Here is a 16,441-nt window from a genome sequence, read left to right on the forward strand (position 1 = left end):
AAACTTGATTGTTGTGAATCGCGAAGAAGCAGGCCGCTGGCATTGAGTTTGCAAGCCCGGCAGCCAGTCCCAATGTCTGCCGGGTTTGTATGTAAAATCGGTGTGAAACTCAATGTTCAGTAACCACTTCTGCTATTCGTTAGCTTATTAGTGTTTTCATCGATTAAGCTTTGGATTAGTGGCAACAATCATCCCCTAAATTGAGCAGCTCCACCTTCCGGAAATCAACCGGGTGGCTTTCGGCCTGCAGGGAAATAGACCCTCCTTTTAGCAGTTTGTTGCCATCGGGGGGCAGCAATTTTTGGTAGCTGGGGTCACGCTCGTCCAGCTGTGGCTGAGTGTATTGCATAACCACTTCCCCGTCAACCAGGTGTTTGATGAGCGAGTCGCCGTAAACTTCAATTTCAGCAGTTACCCATTGGTCGCCATGGTAGGTTTTGGAGCTGGAGTTGATGCAATGATCCAGCACCAGTTTACCATCCATAACCACGTTGGTTCCGGGAGTACATAAATTCATGGTTGAGCGCTCATCAGTTCCGTTGCCTCCTAAAAGCTGTACTTCAATTGATGTTGGAAAATCCTGGTCCTTTTCCATGGTTTCTGCAGGCTGTCCGTGAATCATGATTCCGCTGTTGCGGAACGCCCATCCCGGCCCGTTTGGTGCCTGTTCGCCTACAAAGCGGTACTCAATACGCATTTTGTAGTGCGAGTAATTGTGTTTGTAAAAAAGATGGCCAAATTCTCCGTTGAAGGAGTCATAGGCATCATATCGTACCTTTAGCAAGCCGTCTTCAACCCGGAAAGTGTTATTGTAGTTTACACCCAATTCCTGGCCGGTAATTTTAATTTGCCAGTCACTCAGATCTTTCCCGTTGAACAATTGAATCCACCCCTTTTCTTTTTGAGGTTGACACGAACAAAACAGAAAGATGGCCAGCGTTGCTGATAGTAAAAATGAAGGTTTGAATTTGATGCTTTTCATTAGATTTTATTTAGTTCAAGCGTGAAAATAACAATTTTTTAATTAGTAAACATCTTGAATTTGCTGTTGTCTAAAATTCAGCTCAAAACTAGCTTTAACCAAATAGTTAAATATTTTGGTTAAAAAGCTTGGATCTTAATTTTTAAGCCTTTACTTTTGACTGCATGATTTAACCAATTGGTTAAATTTGCTGATTAATTAAGTCAACTTCAAAAACAGAATAGCGATGAATACTGCAAAAGACACTACCGAAGACAAAATTTTAGAGGCGGCGACCCAGGTTTTCGTTCAAAAGGGAATGGAGGGAGCACGCATGCAGGAAATTGCCGATGCTGCCGGAATCAATAAGGCCTTGTTGCATTATTATTTTCGGAGTAAGGATAAATTATTTGATGCCATTTTTTCGAAGATTGTAAGCTTTGCTTTTCCAAAAATTGGGCAGATTTTACAGGCTGAACTTCCCTTTGTCGATAAAGTGGAACAAGCCATTGACACTTACCTGGATTTGCTGCTTAAGCATCCGTATTTACCGGGCTTTATCCTGAAGGAAGTCAATCGCGATCCGTCTGTATTTTTCAAACTTGTCATGAAACACGGCTTTAAGCTGGAGCCAATTTTTCAAGTGATGCAGGAGGCCATGGACCGGGGAGAACTGATTCGCATGAAACCGGAGCACTTGGTTGTGAATGTCGTTGGTTTATGTGTGTTCCCCTTTGCTGCCAAGCCCGTGATCAGCTTTGTGGCATTTAATGAAGACCCAGAAGCTACTCAGGCCTTTTTTGAGGAGCGTAGACAAGAAGTGAAGCAATTTGTAATTCGAGCCATTCAACCCATCAATTAAAAGAGCAGAAAAATGAAACGAGTGATTGAACTGATATTCTTTGGGATGCTGACAGTGCAGGTGGCGTGGGGGCAGCAGCCTGTTTCGCTGGAGGACTGTCAGCAATGGGCCCGCGAATACCATCCGCTGTTGCAACAAAAGGAACTGTACGAACAAATGGGTACGCTGAAGCTGGAAAACAACGAAACCAATAAGTTGCCCCAAGTGGATTTAAACGCGCAGGCGACTTACCAGACAGATGTAACCGAAGTGGGTATTGCACTTCCCAATGTGGCGATTCCCGGGCAGGCGAAAGATCAGTACAAAATGTACCTGGATGTGAAGCAAAGTATTTGGGATGGTGGACTGACCAAGGCCAATGCCATATTGGAACAGGCCAGAACTGCAACGAATCTGCAGACGGTGGAAGTTGAGCTATACCAGCTAAGAGAGCAGGTGAATAGCTTGTTTTTTTCCAGTTTTCTGATTCAGCAGAACCTGGCTCTTCTGGAGCGGAAACTGGCAACCCTGACAGCGCGTGAAACCCAGATGTTCTCTGCGGTTGAGAATGGCATGCGCCTGGAGTCGGATTTGGATCAAATTCGGGCTGAACAGGTAAAGGTAAAGCAACAACAGCTGGAACTGCAATTGCAGCGAGAAACGGTGGTGGCAGCCTTGGCCATTTTAACCGGAAAGCACCCGGATGACCTGCAACAACTGGAAATAGAATCGCAGCAACCAGACTTAAATCAGTTGCCTGGTCGACCAGAACTGGCTTTGTTCGAAACACAAACCAGCCTGCTGGCAGCTTCTTCTGATTTGCTTCAGAAAAAGCGTAATCCCAAACTGTTTGGGTTTGGACAGGCAGGCTATGGGCGTCCCGGACTGAACATGCTTAGCAGCGATTTCGATACTTATGCTTTAGTCGGACTCGGAGTGAGCTGGTCGGCATTTGACTGGAAGAATACCCGCCGGGAAAAGGAGATTATTCAAATTCAGCAGGATCTGGTGACAACCCGTGAGCGGCAGTTTGAGCGAAACATCCGGATTGCGCTGGATGGCGAGTACCGGAAAATGGAGCAACTGAAAGCCTTGCTGCTCAGCGATCAGGAGCTCATTGACCTGCAGGCCCGCATTACAGCCAGTGCTGCATCGAAGCTTGAAAACGGAACCATTACCACTTCGGATTACCTGCAGGATTTGAATGCGGAGCTGGCAGCGCGGATTGCCTTGGAAACCCACAAGGTGCAACTGGAAGCGGCCAAAGTAAATTATCAGACAATCAAAGGAAATAACCCTTAAAACAAAGAGTAATGAAACGACAATACCTATGGATTTTGGCTTTGCTTAGCCTGGTGGCATGCACAGGAAACGATGATCGCTCGGATGCTTATGGCAACTTCGAGACGGAGGAGGTGATTGTTTCTTCGGAAATTGCCGGAAAACTGATTCGTTTCGATATCGAATTGGGGGATCAGGTCACTCGGGGGCAGGTGCTGGGCCTGGTTGATACCACCCAGTTGAGTTTGCAGATTAAACAGTTGAATGCTCAGAAAAAGGCGGTTGCCAGCCAGAAGGTGAATTTACGCGCACAGGTTGAGGTGCAGCAGGAGCAGATCAAAAACCTGAAGATTCAGCAAGATCGTGTTCACAAGCTGTTTGCCGACCGGGCCGCCACTCAACAGCAGGTTGATGATGTGGACGGACAGATGCAGGTTCTGGAAAAGCAATTGCAAAGTACCAAAACGCGTTTTGTTTCCATCAACAGCGAGCTGGATGTGCTGGAGGCTCAGCTGGCCATTGCCGAAGATAAGTTGGCGAAGTGTGCGATTACCAGTTTGATGGACGGTGTGGTGCTTGAAAAGTATATGGAACTGGGCGAGTTGGCTGCTCCCGGCAAGGCTGTGGTTAAACTTGGCGACCTGACAGAGCTGGACTTGCGCATGTATGTGAGCGGGGCCCAATTGCCTGCGATACAGCTAGGGCAGAAGGTAGAGGTGCTGATTGATAAAAACAAAACTGAAAATGAGTCGCTATCCGGCAAGGTGAGTTGGATTTCGTCGGAAGCGGAGTTTACGCCTAAAATCATTCAAACCAAGGAAGAACGGGTGAAGCTGGTTTATGCCGTAAAGGTCCGGGTGAAAAATGATGGCCGCCTGAAAATCGGCATGCCCGGAGAAGTTAAATTTTAGGGACAGGACAGGCTGAAAAAACAATCAATACGAACCACTGAAAGAGGGAACAGCGATGATTCGAGTAAATAACATTTCAAAGTCCTACAAAGATGTTCAGGCACTTCAGCGCATTTCGTTTGAGGTTCAGGAAGGCGAGCTTTTTGGTTTGATTGGACCGGACGGAGCGGGCAAAACGACCTTGATGCGAATTCTGATGACTTTGCTCTTGCCTGATGAAGGACAGGCTGCTATGCATGGACTGGACGTTGTTCGTGACTACAAGCAAATCCGGCAGTTGGTAGGTTATATGCCGGGGCGTTTTTCGCTTTACCAGGATTTGTCGGTGGAGGAAAATCTGGCATTTTTGGCTACGGTTTTCGGAACAAGCATTGAAGAAAATTACGCACTCATCAAAGATATTTATCAGCATATTGAACCTTTCAAAAAACGACTGGCCGGGAAGCTTTCCGGAGGAATGAAGCAAAAGTTGGCTTTGTCATGCGCGTTGATTCATAAACCTAAGATTCTGGTGCTGGACGAACCAACGACGGGGGTGGATGCCGTGTCGCGTAAAGAGTTTTGGGATATGTTGAAAAAGCTGCAAACACAAGGAATCACAATCCTGGTGTCAACACCATACATGGACGAAGCGGGCTTGTGCGATCGGGTGGCACTGATGCAGAAAGGGGAGATTTTGCGTATTGATCCACCGGAGCAAATTGTGGCAAACTATACACGTACTTTGTTGGCCGCACGTTCGACAGAAATGCACCGCCTGATTCTTGATTTGCGCGAATGGGATTCAATTGACACGGCTTATGCCTTTGGTCAGTTTGCGCATGTTACTCCTAAAAAGGAAGGGCTGACAGCCTATGAGTTGGAACGTTACCTAAAGACTAAAAATCATCAGCAGTTGCAGGTGCACCAGATTGCGCCTGGCATTGAGGATGTGTTTATGGCCCTGATGGTTGGGAATGAAGAGTAGTGAGTTTGCTTGAATGGTTTATTAAACAGAGCATTGATGAAAATTGAGTCTATAAATACAAAGGTAGGGGATGCAGCAACTAGCGCCAGAGAGAAGGTGATTGAGGTTCGAAACCTGGTCAAAAAGTTCGGCAGTTTTGTGGCAAATGACCATTTGAACTTCGAGGTGTACCGGGGCGAGATCTTTGGTTTTTTGGGAGCCAATGGAGCTGGAAAAACAACAGCCATGCGCATTTTATGCGGCTTGTCCAGCCCAACCTCCGGCGAGTTGTCGGTGGGCGGTTTTGACGTGTACAGGCAAGCCGAGCAAATCAAGCGTAACATTGGCTACATGAGCCAGAAGTTTTCTTTGTACGAGGACATGACTGTTGCCGAAAACATTCGGTTTTATGCGGGGATCTATGGAATTTCGGTCAAGCAGCGAAAAGAGAAAGAACGGGTATTGTTGCAAAAGCTGCAGTTGGAGGATGCCCGTGACAAGCTTATTGCTTCGTTGCCATTGGGATGGAAGCAAAAGTTAGCCTTCTCGGTAGCTTTGCTGCACGATCCGAAGATTATTTTTCTGGATGAACCAACCGGAGGTGTCGACCCGATTACCCGACGCCAGTTTTGGGATTTTATTTACGAAGCGGCAGCTGAAGGAAAAACCATTTTTGTAACCACCCATTACATGGATGAAGCTGAATATTGCGACCGGGTTTCCATTATGGTGGATGGCCGGATTGCTGCGCTGGATACGCCTGAAAAATTGAAACAGCAATTTCAATCGGAAGATATGAACGGTGTTTTCCTGAAGTTGGCGCGTGGCGCACAAAATGGGGAGTAAGGAAGAAATGAGCTATGAGTAGCGATTTGTGAGGCATTGATAACTCACGACTCAATACTCACAACTCGATACACTAGATTTGAAACAATAGTATGAAACGTTTTTGGGGATTTGTTAAAAAGGAGTTTTTCCACATTTTTCGGGATGTGCGAACCATGATTATTCTGTTTGGAATACCGATAGCCCAGCTGATGCTGTTTGGAACGGTCATCACCAACGAAATTAAGGATGCGCACCTGGCCATTTACGACCAGTCGAAAGATGAGGTAACGCAGGAAATTACCGCCAAGCTGCTTTCTTCGGGCTATTTCATTCTGGATCAATACCTGGAAAGTACCGAAGATGTGGAAGCTATTTTCAGAAAAGGTAAAGTGAAGGAAGTGCTGGTGTTTGAACCCAATTTCGCACAAACTCTGGAGAAGGAAGGAAAGGCCAATGTGCAGGTGATTGCCGACGCGTCCGACCCCAATATGGGGAAGCTGTTGGCCAGTTATACTTCCGGAATCATCAATGATTATATCCTGAAGGAAATGGGGGAGTTGGCGCTTCCAATGCAATTGGAGCCGGAAGTACGCATGTTTTACAACGAAGGGTTGCGGTCGGTGTATATGTTTGTGCCGGGCATTATGGCCATGATTCTGATGCTGATTTCAGCCATGATGACTTCTATTTCCATCACCCGCGAAAAGGAGCTGGGAACCATGGAGATTTTGCTGGTTTCGCCTTTGCGTCCGGTGCAGATTATTTTGGGTAAAGTGGCGCCTTACCTGGCCTTATCCATCATCAATGCCCTGGTTATATTACTGATTGGTCACTGGGTGTTTGGGGTGCCCATTGCAGGTAGCTGGGTGTTGCTTATGGCCGAAAGCATTTTGTTTATTCTGATGGCGCTATGCCTGGGAATCCTTATTTCCACCGTTTCTAAAAACCAGATGGTAGCCATGTTTATTTCCATGATTGCGCTGATGCTGCCCACGATTTTGTTGTCGGGATTTATTTTTCCCATTGAGAATATGCCTGTTCCCCTGCAAATCATTTCGCACCTGATGCCTCCGCGCTGGTTTATTGTTATTTTGAAAAATGTGATGTTAAAAGGAACCGGCTTTCTGTATGTGTGGAAGGAGACCCTGATTTTACTGGGGATGGCCGTTGTATTTACCGCTATTGCGGTGAGGAAATTTAAAACGAGGTTGGAATAAGTGATGAAAAGTGTGGAAAGAAAAGCAGTGCAATACCATGAAAAGCGCGGCGAGGCGATTGGCTTCAAGAACATTCAAATTTTTTCAACAGACTTCAAGAATTAAGTTATGAGAACTTTACGCTATATTCTTCAGAAAGAGTTCATTCAGGTTTTTCGCAATAAAACCATGCTGCCTATGATTTTTGTACTGCCGTTGGTGCAAATGCTGGTGCTTGTTTTTGCAGCTACGTACGACCTGAAAAATGTGGATTTGTACCTGGTTAATCAAGATCAGTCGGAAACTTCGCGTGAGCTGGTAGCAAAGTTTGAAGCGTCGCCATTTTTCCGGATTTACGATGCTTCTTTTGATGTGACGGATGCTGAAAACAGCTTCAAGAAAGAAGCTGCCGATTTTGTGCTGATCATCCCGCAGGATTTTGAGCGGGCACTGGTTCGGGAGGATGAAGCCAAGGTTGAATTGCTGATCAATGCCATTGATGGCAACAAAGCTTCGTTGATTTATTCTTACGCTCGGGGGATTTTGACAGGTTTTAACCGCGAAATTATTGCTGAGTGGAAAAGCCTGCCGGAGTTTAATCCGCCCATGCAAGTCCGGGTGAAAGATACGTATTGGTTCAATCCGGAGCTGGATTACAAATGGTATATGGCGCCCGGTATTTTGGCGATTCTGGTCACCATTATCGGCATGTTTTTGTCGGGCATGAATCTGGTGCGTGAAAAGGAAATGGGAACCATTGAGCAGTTGAATGTAACACCGATCAAAAAGTATCAGTTTATTTTGGGTAAGCTGCTGCCTTTTCTGGTAATTGCTTTGTTCGACCTGGCTTTTGGTTTGTTGATTGCCCGGCTGGTTTTTAACCTGCCTATAGTCGGAAGTCTTCCCTTGTTGTTTGGTTTTGCTGCCCTTTACCTGGTAGGCGTGTTGGGGCTGGGGCTGTTTATTTCCACCGTAACGGAAACGCAGCAGCAGGTCATGTTTGTGACTTTCTTTTTTATGATGATTTTTATTTTGATGGGCGGCATTTTTACGCCGGTTGAGAGCATGCCGGAGTGGGCGCAGTGGCTCGATCGCATTAACCCGATTTATTACTTCATGCGCATTATGCGAATGGTGGTTTTAAAGGGCTCCGGCTTTTTTGATTTGTGGCAGGAATTTGTTTCGCTGCTGATTATTGGAACTTCCTTTTTGGGCTTGTCCATCTGGCGTTATCGAAAAACAAGCTAAGGCAGGGCGAAGTTTTAAGGTTCAGATTAAATCGCACACTTCTGCCTGGGCGGCAGTGATCAGATCGTTGGGATTTAGCTTCAGCTGAAGTCCTCGTTTTCCGGCGCTTACGAAAATAAAATCGTGTTGCTGGCAGCTTTCATGAATGAAGATGGGATAGGGCTTTTTTAAGCCCAAAGGGGAGCAGCCTCCACGAATGTAACCGGTGAGCGGAAGCAGCTCTTTTAGCGCAATCATCTCTGTTTTTTTGTTGCCCGAAACCTGTGCGGCCTTTTTCAGGTTGACTTCGGCCTGCCCGGGAATAACAGCGATGAAGATTCCTGTCGCATTTCCGCGAAGGACCAGTGTTTTGAAAACCTGCTCGATGTTTTGTCCTAATTTTTGGGCTAGGGTTACCGCACTCAAATCATTTTCATCAACGGAGTAAGGCACCAGCTCATAGTCAATTTTATGGGAGTCGAGTATGCGGGCGGCATTTGTTTTCTTCATGGTATTGCGAGTCGGGATTGCTGAAGACAGTCTGTTTAATGGAAAAGAACGGAGGCTGACTTAGCTAAAAACTTTAGGGGTGATCAGCTTGACAAAGCGTTCCAATTTTTCCTCGTTGTAAAAGCCATCTTTCTCTAAACCGTACTGCACAATGCCGCAAAATGAAGCCAGAAACATTTCACTAATCCAGGGAATATCTTCCCGATGGGGAGTCAGGTATTCACCGGAGTCATACCCATCTTCCAAAATCCGCGTGATGTAGGCCTGTTCGTACTCCATCATGCTTAAAAAGTATTTTTTGGAAACTCCCAGCGACGAAAAATCCTGTTTCATTAATCGATACAGGTTGGCTCGTTTACATACCTCTTTGTGGAATTCGATGACGTAGGTTTGTATTTTATTAACCATACCTTTTTGCTCTTCAACTTTGCTTTTTACCAGCTGGCGAAGGTTCATACGTTCCATCTTAATGACAGCCTCAAATACTTCGTCTTTGCTTTTAAAGTAATGGTAGAGAGTGCTTTTTGCTTTTCCACAGGAAGCAGCAATTTCATCCATCGTTGTTTTTTTCATTCCAAACTGTTGAAACAACTTTTGAGCTTCAAGTAAGATTTCCTGTTTTACTATTTCGTCTTTTTCTGTCATCTAATTCGACTATTTTAGTTTTTCGGTAGCAAAAATACGAGAAAATCTAAAAAAACAGGCACTGTTTGGACGAATAAAAAACTTTTTGCACCAAAAATGTTTCCTCTCCAGGGAATAGCTGTACCAGGCGATTCATTGAACCGCCTGGTCAATCAGCTTAGTTTTTTACGCGGTTAAAGCGAAGTGTTTTCAGCATCCAATCGGGCAGCGATTTTTTAGGGTCGCGACCTTTTAGGTTGATGAACAAACCCAATTTTTCGATAACAGGAAGTTTGTGGGTTTCTACAAATTCGATGGGTGTGCCATCCGGATCGGAAATGTAGGAGAAGTGTCCGGCAGCGGTTCCCATGTCAAAACTGTTGGCACTGTTGACTGTAAAGGGAAAGCCTTTTTGCTCGCATTCTTTTTGCAGAAGATCCATGCCCATGATATCGAAACAAAGGTGGATGTAGCCAAGCTCGCCCCAAATTCGATCCTGAAAGATTTTCCGGGGTGTTCGCTCCAGGGGCTGGATCAGTTCGATTTGAGTTGGTCCCAGCAGGCGGCTGAAAGGGCCGGTTCGGGGCTGGTGTTTTAGCAGGACACGACGATACTTTTCGGCTCCTCCGGGGAGCGATGCCAAGTCTTCAAACTGGCCGGTTTTATCGTAAACGAGCTGATCGTACTGAAGGATGTCGGAGTATACCTTTCGGGCTTCATCAATGTCGGAAACACCGATAACCACGCCGGCAACACCGCCTGTTACTGATTTCTGCTTCATGAAACAGTGCTGATCTTCCACCACTTCAAAAAGGTTGTTGTACGGATCGCGCAGGTAATAGTGCTTGTTGCCCTGGGGATCATAGCTTAGGGAACCGACAAGGTCGAAGCCTTCTTCCTGATGACGGGCATAAGCCTTTTGAATGTCGCGGCATTTCATTTTGCAAATAAATATTCCGCAATCACCCAGTTGCACGTCAAACACGGGGGCTTTGGGCTCCATGCTGGTGTGTTGCCAGATTTCAAATCCACCACCACCTTCCATATTCATGGCCAGTGCTGCATAGCGGTCGCACTGTTTGCCATTGGTGTAGTGGAGCATTAACTTGGCCGTAGCCGTATCTTCAAAAACGTTAATATCCATTCCAAACGCTCTACGATACCATTTCCAGGCTGCTCCGGCATCTTTAACTCCAATTCCAACTTGTTGAATACCGCAAATATTTTTCTTCATAATTCTATCTTTTTTAGCACGTTTGGTTGCTGCTAATTCTTAATTCTTGTTACGATTTTGTGGTACAGCGCAGGAACAAAACGCCGGATGTAAACCATTAGAAGCTCCTTTTTTCCCACCAATACATCTTTCTTGTTTTTTTGGATGGCCTTCACAATTTGCGCTGCGCAATCTTCGGGCAACATGCCGTTGGCCTGCCCGTCATCCATTTTGTTGTAGGCCTGTCCGTTTTGGGTTAAGGCATTTTTTGAGATATTGGTTTTTATCCGGCCTGGCGAAACGATGGTAACCTGAATATTGTCCTGACTTAGTTCGGCGCGCAGCGATTCGAAATAGCCTTGTATGGCATGCTTGGAGGCTGCGTAGGCTGTTCGCCAGGGAAAACCAAATTTGCCGGAGATGCTGCTGATAACTACCAGGTGTCCCGACTGATTTTTCAGCATGTGTGGCAACACTTTTTTGGTCAGGGCAACAACGCTGAAAAAGTTGAGTTCCATGATGTCCCGATCAATCTTTAGCGGGGTTTCTTTGGCCAGCGAGCGTTGGCTGCGGCCGGCGTTATTGATCAGCAAATCCACCCGGCCAACCTGGGACAAAACAGCGTCAGCTGCTTCTTCTGTTTGCTGGACGTTGGAGAGATCGACCGGAAAAACAAGGCAGGTGTCTGTGTGCTGAAGACAGTTGGTTCTTACCAGCTCCAGTTTTTCTTTATTTCGCGCCGATAGAACCAGTTTAGCTCCTTTGCGTGCCAGTGCATAAGCCAATGCTTCTCCAATGCCGGAGGAGGCTCCGGTTATCCAAACAACTTTTTCTTTCAGATTTTTCATTTGATCAGACTTGCTTCTAGCAAATGTATTAAATTTTACGTAAGCTCCCTGTTTCTGCTTGTCGGGCTTTGGTTTTCGGGTTTAAAAGCTCATTTCGGCCCGGAACCGGATGCCATTTTTATAAGTGAAATCGCTTTCGGCATAGTTTGACCCAAGATGACGAATGTATTCAACACGTAAAACCTTGAATATATTGGTTAAGCCAAATCCAATTTCAGCATAGGGCTTGCTGGCATCACTGGCATAATAGGCAGGCAAATCGAAGACGCCTTTGTAAGAGTCGGTTAAGGTTCCGTAGTGTCCTTTTAGCGACACTACTTCACGTAACTTTAGTCTTCGGAAAAGCGGAATCCGGTTAAGAATAATGCCACCGCCATTGAAATGCAAATGGGTATTGGTATACAGGTTGTGGGCAAAGGAGGCGTGGTGCAATAAGTTGAACCGGTATTTGGCATAGCCCAGCGACATGGAGCCAACGGGTTGGTCCAGTAAATCATAAGGAGCGTCGCCAATCAGGTAGCCTCCGTTGAACATGTAGCTCATAAAAACCTGTCCCATGTTGATCCGGCCTTGAATAGAGCCATGAAACTGGGTGTATAGTCCCAGGTTTTTGTCGGCTTGTCCGGGCAGCGAAGCCTGCCCAATGTCCAGGCTGAGATTGACCACTGGTGTGGTGGTGGAATAGTAAATCCGGTCAAAGTAAAACTTATCGTAATGCTGTCCAAAGGGAATGCGCATGTTTAGCAGAACGCCATAGTTGTTGTAGTCCGTGTATTCAATCGAGTTGCGGATGAAACGAACATTGGGAGTGCTGGTGCTTTTCAGAAAATACGGGGCAGCTTCCAGGTGAATGTCATTGGGGGCATTGTACTCCAGCCGCAGCTCAAAACTTTGCTCTTCTTTCAGGAAGGGGTTGGGTTCTTTGGAAGTTACTGCCGCAATGAAGTTTCCGTTTCCTTTGTTGTTGGGATTCTTTTTTATGAAACGAAGGTATTTATCCTGCGTTATCAGCGAGTAATCGTTGAAATAAGCGAAGCGGAAAAGAAATTTGTCCGTTTCCTGTGGCTGGTAAATCAGGTTGGCTCCATACTTGAATGCCTTGTTTTTTGTGCCGTAACCCAAAAAGCCTCCAATGGAAAAACGCTCAAACATTTTTTCACTGGTTCGAAAGGGGAGGGTCAGTCTTTTCCCTTCGATGGTGTTGGTGCTGTAAATGTCAAAGACTGGTCCTAAATCAAATTTACCCATATTCAGAAATCCGGTTAATGCCAGACCTCCAACAGCATCAATCCCTTTCACAATTTTCTGCCCTTTCAGTTGGTTGACCCGGGAGTAGGAATCATCTTTGAGCTGGTGAGCTTCAAATTCGGGTTGCTTGGTCCACTCGCTCGGAGCAATGTTATTCAGGCGCTGGGATGTGGAGTAATGCATGGACTTGTTGATTAGCCAGTTTCCGCTTGAAATATTGTCGGCACGCTTGGAACTGTAGGTCGACAGCGAGTCTTTGTTTAACGAAAGAGCTAAGTTGATGCGAATATCCTGCAGGTCGTAGAACCAGCCTTCGCCGGGAGTATATTTGTAACTGACATTGCTTTTAAAGCCATTTACAAAGTTCAGGTTGGCCTCGCGGGCAATGTAGGCATTGATTTCAGTTAAGGCAAAACTTTCATCTTCAATTACAAATTGCCCTGAAAAAAGCGGGTTGTACTTATTTTTTGGCGCGAATGAAAAATGAAAATATTTTTTGTCATCAACCATTGTGCTGTCATTCAGGTAAAGGTTGTAATAGGACAAGGCCGAATTGCTGAGCGGAGAAATAAATCCACGCTCGAGGATGTTTACCTGGTCGTTGTAAAAATCTAAATCAACGGCAATGTTGAGCAGGATTAAGCTTTCGATGGCCTGGTTCAGGCGTGGGAAGATACCGTCCTTTTTTTTATACACGGTCTGAACGCTGTCCTCGGCAATGCTTAAGGCTTCTTCAGACAGGTAAATGGGCGAGAAGCGGATGTTCTCTTTCTCCGATTCGAAAGTAACTTCTTCCAGGTTCTCAATAAAACGTGTCATGTTGGAGCTGGTGTCAATGGCCACGTATACGGTGGTGTTCGACAAGGTTTTGTAGTTGGTAACTCCCCTGACTTGCTTTTGGTTTTCCTTTTTGTGCTTCTGAATCTGGTTAAAAATCACTCTAGCACGAGGAATCTCCGGACGCACATTCACCTCATTTAACTTCTGTACATTCTCCTCCATGTACACAATGAGGTGGTTATTCTTAATTTGTTTGATTGGAATTTCCTGAGGGAAATAACCAACTGATGAGATATAAAGCGTATCGTTGGCCGATGCCGACAGTTTAAAAAAACCATTGATATCCGCCATCGTGCCATTGGTGGTTCCTTTTACCAGCACATTGGTAAAAGGGATAGGCTCCTTATTTTTTTGATCTTGTATATAGCCCGAAATTTCAATTCCGTGGGTATACAAGCTACTAATGATCATCAGGATGACCACTATTGTTTTCTGAAACATGGCTCTAGCTTCTTACTATTTTTCTTCTTTCAACAACCAGTAAAGTCCCTTTACACCAATTTTGATGTCGTCGAGCTTTAGTAAAACAAAAATCTTCTCAATATAGGCTACCACTCCCCAGCCTACAGCCAGGTAGTACATCCAGGGGTAAAAGCCAAAGACAAACAGAACGAAAAAGAAAATGCTCTGAACGTATCCTGCAGATACGGCAGAGTAGAGGTGGAGTCCAGGTATTTTTTGAAACCGGTAAAAGGCCACAATGTAACTTAAAACAAATACGGCCAGAAAGAGGTAAAGGATCCACGCATGTGGTTCAATTTCGGTCCATTTAAAAAGGAACAAACCCAATAAGGCCATGGCGTACGTGCAAATGTCGGCCAGATTGTCCAGTGCCGCTCCAAAGTTGGTTTGTAAGTTGAAGTAGCGGGCAATGTTTCCATCAAGCACATCACTGACCAGGCTTACGCACAGTAGAATGACAAACCATTGTTCGACTCCGGCCAGTGCCATATAGAGGATAACCGGAAATGCCAGAAGGCGGTAAAGGCTGATGAAATTGGGAACATTTAGTACATTTTCCCCTTTAATTATAAGTTGTTTCATTTTCTGTTTTTTTATTGTGTTTGTATTCGTAGGTTTGGTTTAGGATTGGGCTTCATAAGCGCAACCGTTTAGTTTCTGCGGAGGAGTGTTTACTGCTCCTTTTTTGCTGGAAAGTTTTTGAATGAAATTCTCCAACATTTTAAAGATGCTTTCTTCGGTTGCTTCATTATCTACTGATAACCCCAATTGATCCAAATTTGTTGTGTCAAATAAGATGTTGATGCCGGTGTAACTCCCTGTAAAAGACATGCCGATGGATATGATACGTTCCAGAGCATTCAGTTCCTGGGGATCCAAATCTTTTGCAGGAATCAGTTGGATGGGCAATAGCTTGTTGAGGCTGTTTATGATATGACTGTTTTTGGTCGATTGTTTGGCAATAAAATTCATGATGACCGGAGCATCGTAAACTTCAACGGTACGGATCAGGTAGTCAACAACGGTGTCGATCGGAATCAGGTTTTGGGTGGATTCCGGATCAACCCGAACCCGGACTTTTTGATTGGGATGACGGGTTGATAAGCTGTGTATGCGCTTGGCAAAGTCAAAAATACCATAGTCGGTGTTGGTTGCTCCTGTTTCGTTGTGTCCAACCACCTGAGATAACCGAATGATGCGAGCGTTTAATCCCTGGTTCTCAATTCTGTCTTTCAGGATATTTTCAGCTAGTCGTTTCGATTGTTCGTAGTAGTTTCTGAAACTGGAAATCTCTTCATTGTCGTAAAACTTCTCCTTGAATAAACCGTCAAACTTCCCGCAGGAATAGGCCGTGCTTATAAAGATGAACCGGGACTTGGGAGTGGCATATCCCGAGAAAATATTGATGGAATTTGTAAGCCCGTCCAGGTTTGTTTTAAAGATTTCTTCTTTGGACTTGGTGTCGTATTTCAAGCTGGCTGCAAAATGAAAGTAATCAACTTCACCGCTGAAAATTTCTTTTGCCTTTTCAGCGGGAAGTGCAAAGTTTTCTTGGTCTAAGGCGTAATCGTATACTTCCAGGTTTGGCGTATCGATTCTTTCGCCGTTATTGATTTCTGCAAGGGCGGTTTGCATGCGCTCCTGGGCCGAGTATTTTTTATTCGCCCTTACCAAGGCGATGATTTTATAGTTCTGTAAAAGTAACTTGTTAATAAAATTCGCGGCTACGTAGCCGTTTGCTCCATTGATTATTATTTTCTTCATGTGTTTGTTTTTAATGCTTCGTGCTCCTCTGTTCTATCTTATAAGTTGCAATAATTTCTTGGTTTTCTACATAAAAAGCACCAGTACCAGTAAAACGCTTAAAGGAATGGTCAGGTTATCTGAGCCTCTCCAGCTCACCAGCTCGGCCAGGGTACTGACAATGGCAATGGTCAGAGCCAGCCAAAATGTTTTTAAGTTGAATAATTCCCAGTGAAAATACAGGGCAATTAAGCTAATGACAAGGCTGGTGACAAAGAATGCTCCTGAGCCCAACCAGGTTTTATCTAATTTATGGCCAAATAGTTTGATTCGGCCATTGTATGCTTTCAGGTTAATTCCGAGGATGGCAGCCATGGGGTCGCAAACGGCCAGAATCAGCATGGGGAGAATGTAGATGAACTTATTTTCCATTAGGCTGGCAATCAGAAATGTGGTGTATATGGAAAGAGGTAGCAGGTAGCTGCCTATCGACTTTCGCTGGATGTCATGAATGGATTTTAGCTGCTTGCTGTATTGAGTAATAAACAAAGCGGCAAAAAACAACAGGGCCAGCACCAGAATGTACCAGTGCGACGGGAAAATATAGGGAAATGGTACGGTGGCCAGGGTGGCCGTAAAATGGGCAAACTTTCGGGTAACTTCGCCTTTCAGTTTGAACCTTCGGTAATTTATTTCATTGAATGCCAGCAGTAAGATGATGCCGACTAAATAAATGAATGAGAGTACAATTATATTTCCCAT

The 16,441-nt window shown here is 45.1% G+C and carries 16 protein-coding genes; 7 read left to right on the forward strand and 9 right to left on the reverse strand.

Annotated features, from left to right (window positions below):
- Positions 1 to 175: 175 nt before the first annotated feature.
- Positions 176 to 982, reverse strand: coding sequence for a 3-keto-disaccharide hydrolase (locus ACRD6K_RS07465; RefSeq protein ID WP_299576558.1), 807 nt, complete (start codon positions 980 to 982; stop codon positions 176 to 178).
- A 226-nt stretch (positions 983 to 1,208) separates the two neighbouring features.
- Here ACRD6K_RS07465 and ACRD6K_RS07470 point away from each other — a divergent pair, with 226 nt between their 5' ends.
- From ACRD6K_RS07470 to ACRD6K_RS07500, 7 genes are all read left to right on the forward strand, one after another.
- Positions 1,209 to 1,823 (forward strand): TetR/AcrR family transcriptional regulator, encoded by a 615-nt coding sequence (locus tag ACRD6K_RS07470; protein WP_430972751.1) that lies wholly within the window; start codon positions 1,209 to 1,211, stop codon positions 1,821 to 1,823.
- A gap of 12 nt (positions 1,824 to 1,835) precedes the next feature.
- Positions 1,836 to 3,104, forward strand: a complete 1,269-nt coding sequence (locus ACRD6K_RS07475; protein ID WP_430972752.1) for a TolC family protein — start codon at positions 1,836 to 1,838, stop codon at positions 3,102 to 3,104.
- A gap of 11 nt (positions 3,105 to 3,115) precedes the next feature.
- A complete protein-coding gene (locus ACRD6K_RS07480; protein WP_430972753.1) occupies positions 3,116 to 3,994 on the forward strand; it encodes an HlyD family secretion protein in 879 nt (292 codons plus the stop codon).
- Positions 3,995 to 4,049: 55 nt separating this feature from the next.
- Entirely contained in the window at positions 4,050 to 4,961 is a 912-nt protein-coding gene (locus tag ACRD6K_RS07485) for an ABC transporter ATP-binding protein (RefSeq protein ID WP_430972754.1), read from the forward strand.
- 36 nt (positions 4,962 to 4,997) lie between these two features.
- The gene (locus tag ACRD6K_RS07490; RefSeq protein WP_430972755.1) at positions 4,998 to 5,786 is read left to right on the forward strand and encodes an ABC transporter ATP-binding protein; all 789 of its coding nucleotides are present in this window, start codon (positions 4,998 to 5,000) and stop codon (positions 5,784 to 5,786) included.
- Positions 5,787 to 5,878: 92 nt separating this feature from the next.
- On the forward strand, positions 5,879 to 6,985 hold the full coding sequence (locus ACRD6K_RS07495; protein ID WP_430972756.1) for an ABC transporter permease: 1,107 nt from the start codon (positions 5,879 to 5,881) through the stop codon (positions 6,983 to 6,985).
- Positions 6,986 to 7,093: 108 nt separating this feature from the next.
- Positions 7,094 to 8,212 (forward strand): ABC transporter permease, encoded by a 1,119-nt coding sequence (locus ACRD6K_RS07500; protein ID WP_430972757.1) that lies wholly within the window; start codon positions 7,094 to 7,096, stop codon positions 8,210 to 8,212.
- Positions 8,213 to 8,233: 21 nt separating this feature from the next.
- On the opposite strand, the gene ybaK is transcribed toward ACRD6K_RS07500, so the two are convergent.
- The 8 genes from ybaK to ACRD6K_RS07540 form a co-directional block, all read right to left on the reverse strand.
- Positions 8,234 to 8,701: a Cys-tRNA(Pro) deacylase gene (gene ybaK / locus ACRD6K_RS07505; protein ID WP_299576575.1), complete on the reverse strand. Its 468-nt coding sequence runs from the start codon at positions 8,699 to 8,701 to the stop codon at positions 8,234 to 8,236.
- 60 nt (positions 8,702 to 8,761) lie between these two features.
- On the reverse strand, positions 8,762 to 9,346 hold the full coding sequence (locus ACRD6K_RS07510; RefSeq protein WP_430972758.1) for a TetR/AcrR family transcriptional regulator: 585 nt from the start codon (positions 9,344 to 9,346) through the stop codon (positions 8,762 to 8,764).
- A gap of 157 nt (positions 9,347 to 9,503) precedes the next feature.
- A complete protein-coding gene (locus ACRD6K_RS07515; RefSeq protein ID WP_430972759.1) occupies positions 9,504 to 10,559 on the reverse strand; it encodes a VOC family protein in 1,056 nt (351 codons plus the stop codon).
- Positions 10,560 to 10,591: 32 nt separating this feature from the next.
- Positions 10,592 to 11,386 carry an SDR family oxidoreductase gene (locus tag ACRD6K_RS07520; protein ID WP_430972760.1) on the reverse strand — a complete coding sequence of 265 codons (795 nt, stop codon included), beginning with the start codon at positions 11,384 to 11,386 and terminating at the stop codon, positions 10,592 to 10,594.
- An 81-nt stretch (positions 11,387 to 11,467) separates the two neighbouring features.
- Positions 11,468 to 13,915, reverse strand: a complete 2,448-nt coding sequence (locus ACRD6K_RS07525; RefSeq protein ID WP_430972761.1) for a DUF5686 family protein — start codon at positions 13,913 to 13,915, stop codon at positions 11,468 to 11,470.
- A 15-nt stretch (positions 13,916 to 13,930) separates the two neighbouring features.
- Entirely contained in the window at positions 13,931 to 14,518 is a 588-nt protein-coding gene (locus ACRD6K_RS07530; protein WP_430972762.1) for a CDP-alcohol phosphatidyltransferase family protein, read from the reverse strand.
- Positions 14,519 to 14,557: 39 nt separating this feature from the next.
- Entirely contained in the window at positions 14,558 to 15,700 is a 1,143-nt protein-coding gene (locus tag ACRD6K_RS07535; RefSeq protein WP_430972763.1) for an SDR family oxidoreductase, read from the reverse strand.
- A gap of 66 nt (positions 15,701 to 15,766) precedes the next feature.
- A complete protein-coding gene (locus ACRD6K_RS07540; RefSeq protein WP_430972764.1) occupies positions 15,767 to 16,441 on the reverse strand; it encodes a phosphatidate cytidylyltransferase in 675 nt (224 codons plus the stop codon).

Origin of the sequence: Sunxiuqinia rutila (assembly GCF_050589705.1) — a bacterium.
In the GTDB taxonomy this organism is placed as follows: Bacteria; Bacteroidota; Bacteroidia; order Bacteroidales; family Prolixibacteraceae; genus Sunxiuqinia; species Sunxiuqinia rutila.

Bases quoted from the DNA above. Each gene is read 5' to 3' on its own strand.
- ACRD6K_RS07510 (WP_430972758.1), bottom strand. From the start codon at position 9,346: ATGACAGAAAAAGACGAAATAGTAAAACAGGAAATCTTACTTGAAGCT.
- ACRD6K_RS07515 (WP_430972759.1), bottom strand. From the start codon at position 10,559: ATGAAGAAAAATATTTGCGGTATTCAACAAGTTGGAATTGGAGTTAAA.
- ACRD6K_RS07540 (WP_430972764.1), bottom strand. From the start codon at position 16,441: ATGGGAAATATAATTGTACTCTCATTCATTTATTTAGTCGGCATCATC.
- ACRD6K_RS07495 (WP_430972756.1), top strand. From the start codon at position 5,879: ATGAAACGTTTTTGGGGATTTGTTAAAAAGGAGTTTTTCCACATTTTT.
- ACRD6K_RS07490 (WP_430972755.1), top strand. From the start codon at position 4,998: ATGAAAATTGAGTCTATAAATACAAAGGTAGGGGATGCAGCAACTAGC.
- ybaK (WP_299576575.1), bottom strand. From the start codon at position 8,701: ATGAAGAAAACAAATGCCGCCCGCATACTCGACTCCCATAAAATTGAC.
- ACRD6K_RS07475 (WP_430972752.1), top strand. From the start codon at position 1,836: ATGAAACGAGTGATTGAACTGATATTCTTTGGGATGCTGACAGTGCAG.
- ACRD6K_RS07525 (WP_430972761.1), bottom strand. From the start codon at position 13,915: ATGTTTCAGAAAACAATAGTGGTCATCCTGATGATCATTAGTAGCTTG.
- ACRD6K_RS07500 (WP_430972757.1), top strand. From the start codon at position 7,094: ATGAGAACTTTACGCTATATTCTTCAGAAAGAGTTCATTCAGGTTTTT.
- ACRD6K_RS07520 (WP_430972760.1), bottom strand. From the start codon at position 11,386: ATGAAAAATCTGAAAGAAAAAGTTGTTTGGATAACCGGAGCCTCCTCC.
- ACRD6K_RS07480 (WP_430972753.1), top strand. From the start codon at position 3,116: ATGAAACGACAATACCTATGGATTTTGGCTTTGCTTAGCCTGGTGGCA.
- ACRD6K_RS07485 (WP_430972754.1), top strand. From the start codon at position 4,050: ATGATTCGAGTAAATAACATTTCAAAGTCCTACAAAGATGTTCAGGCA.
- ACRD6K_RS07465 (WP_299576558.1), bottom strand. From the start codon at position 982: ATGAAAAGCATCAAATTCAAACCTTCATTTTTACTATCAGCAACGCTG.
- ACRD6K_RS07535 (WP_430972763.1), bottom strand. From the start codon at position 15,700: ATGAAGAAAATAATAATCAATGGAGCAAACGGCTACGTAGCCGCGAAT.
- ACRD6K_RS07470 (WP_430972751.1), top strand. From the start codon at position 1,209: ATGAATACTGCAAAAGACACTACCGAAGACAAAATTTTAGAGGCGGCG.
- ACRD6K_RS07530 (WP_430972762.1), bottom strand. From the start codon at position 14,518: ATGAAACAACTTATAATTAAAGGGGAAAATGTACTAAATGTTCCCAAT.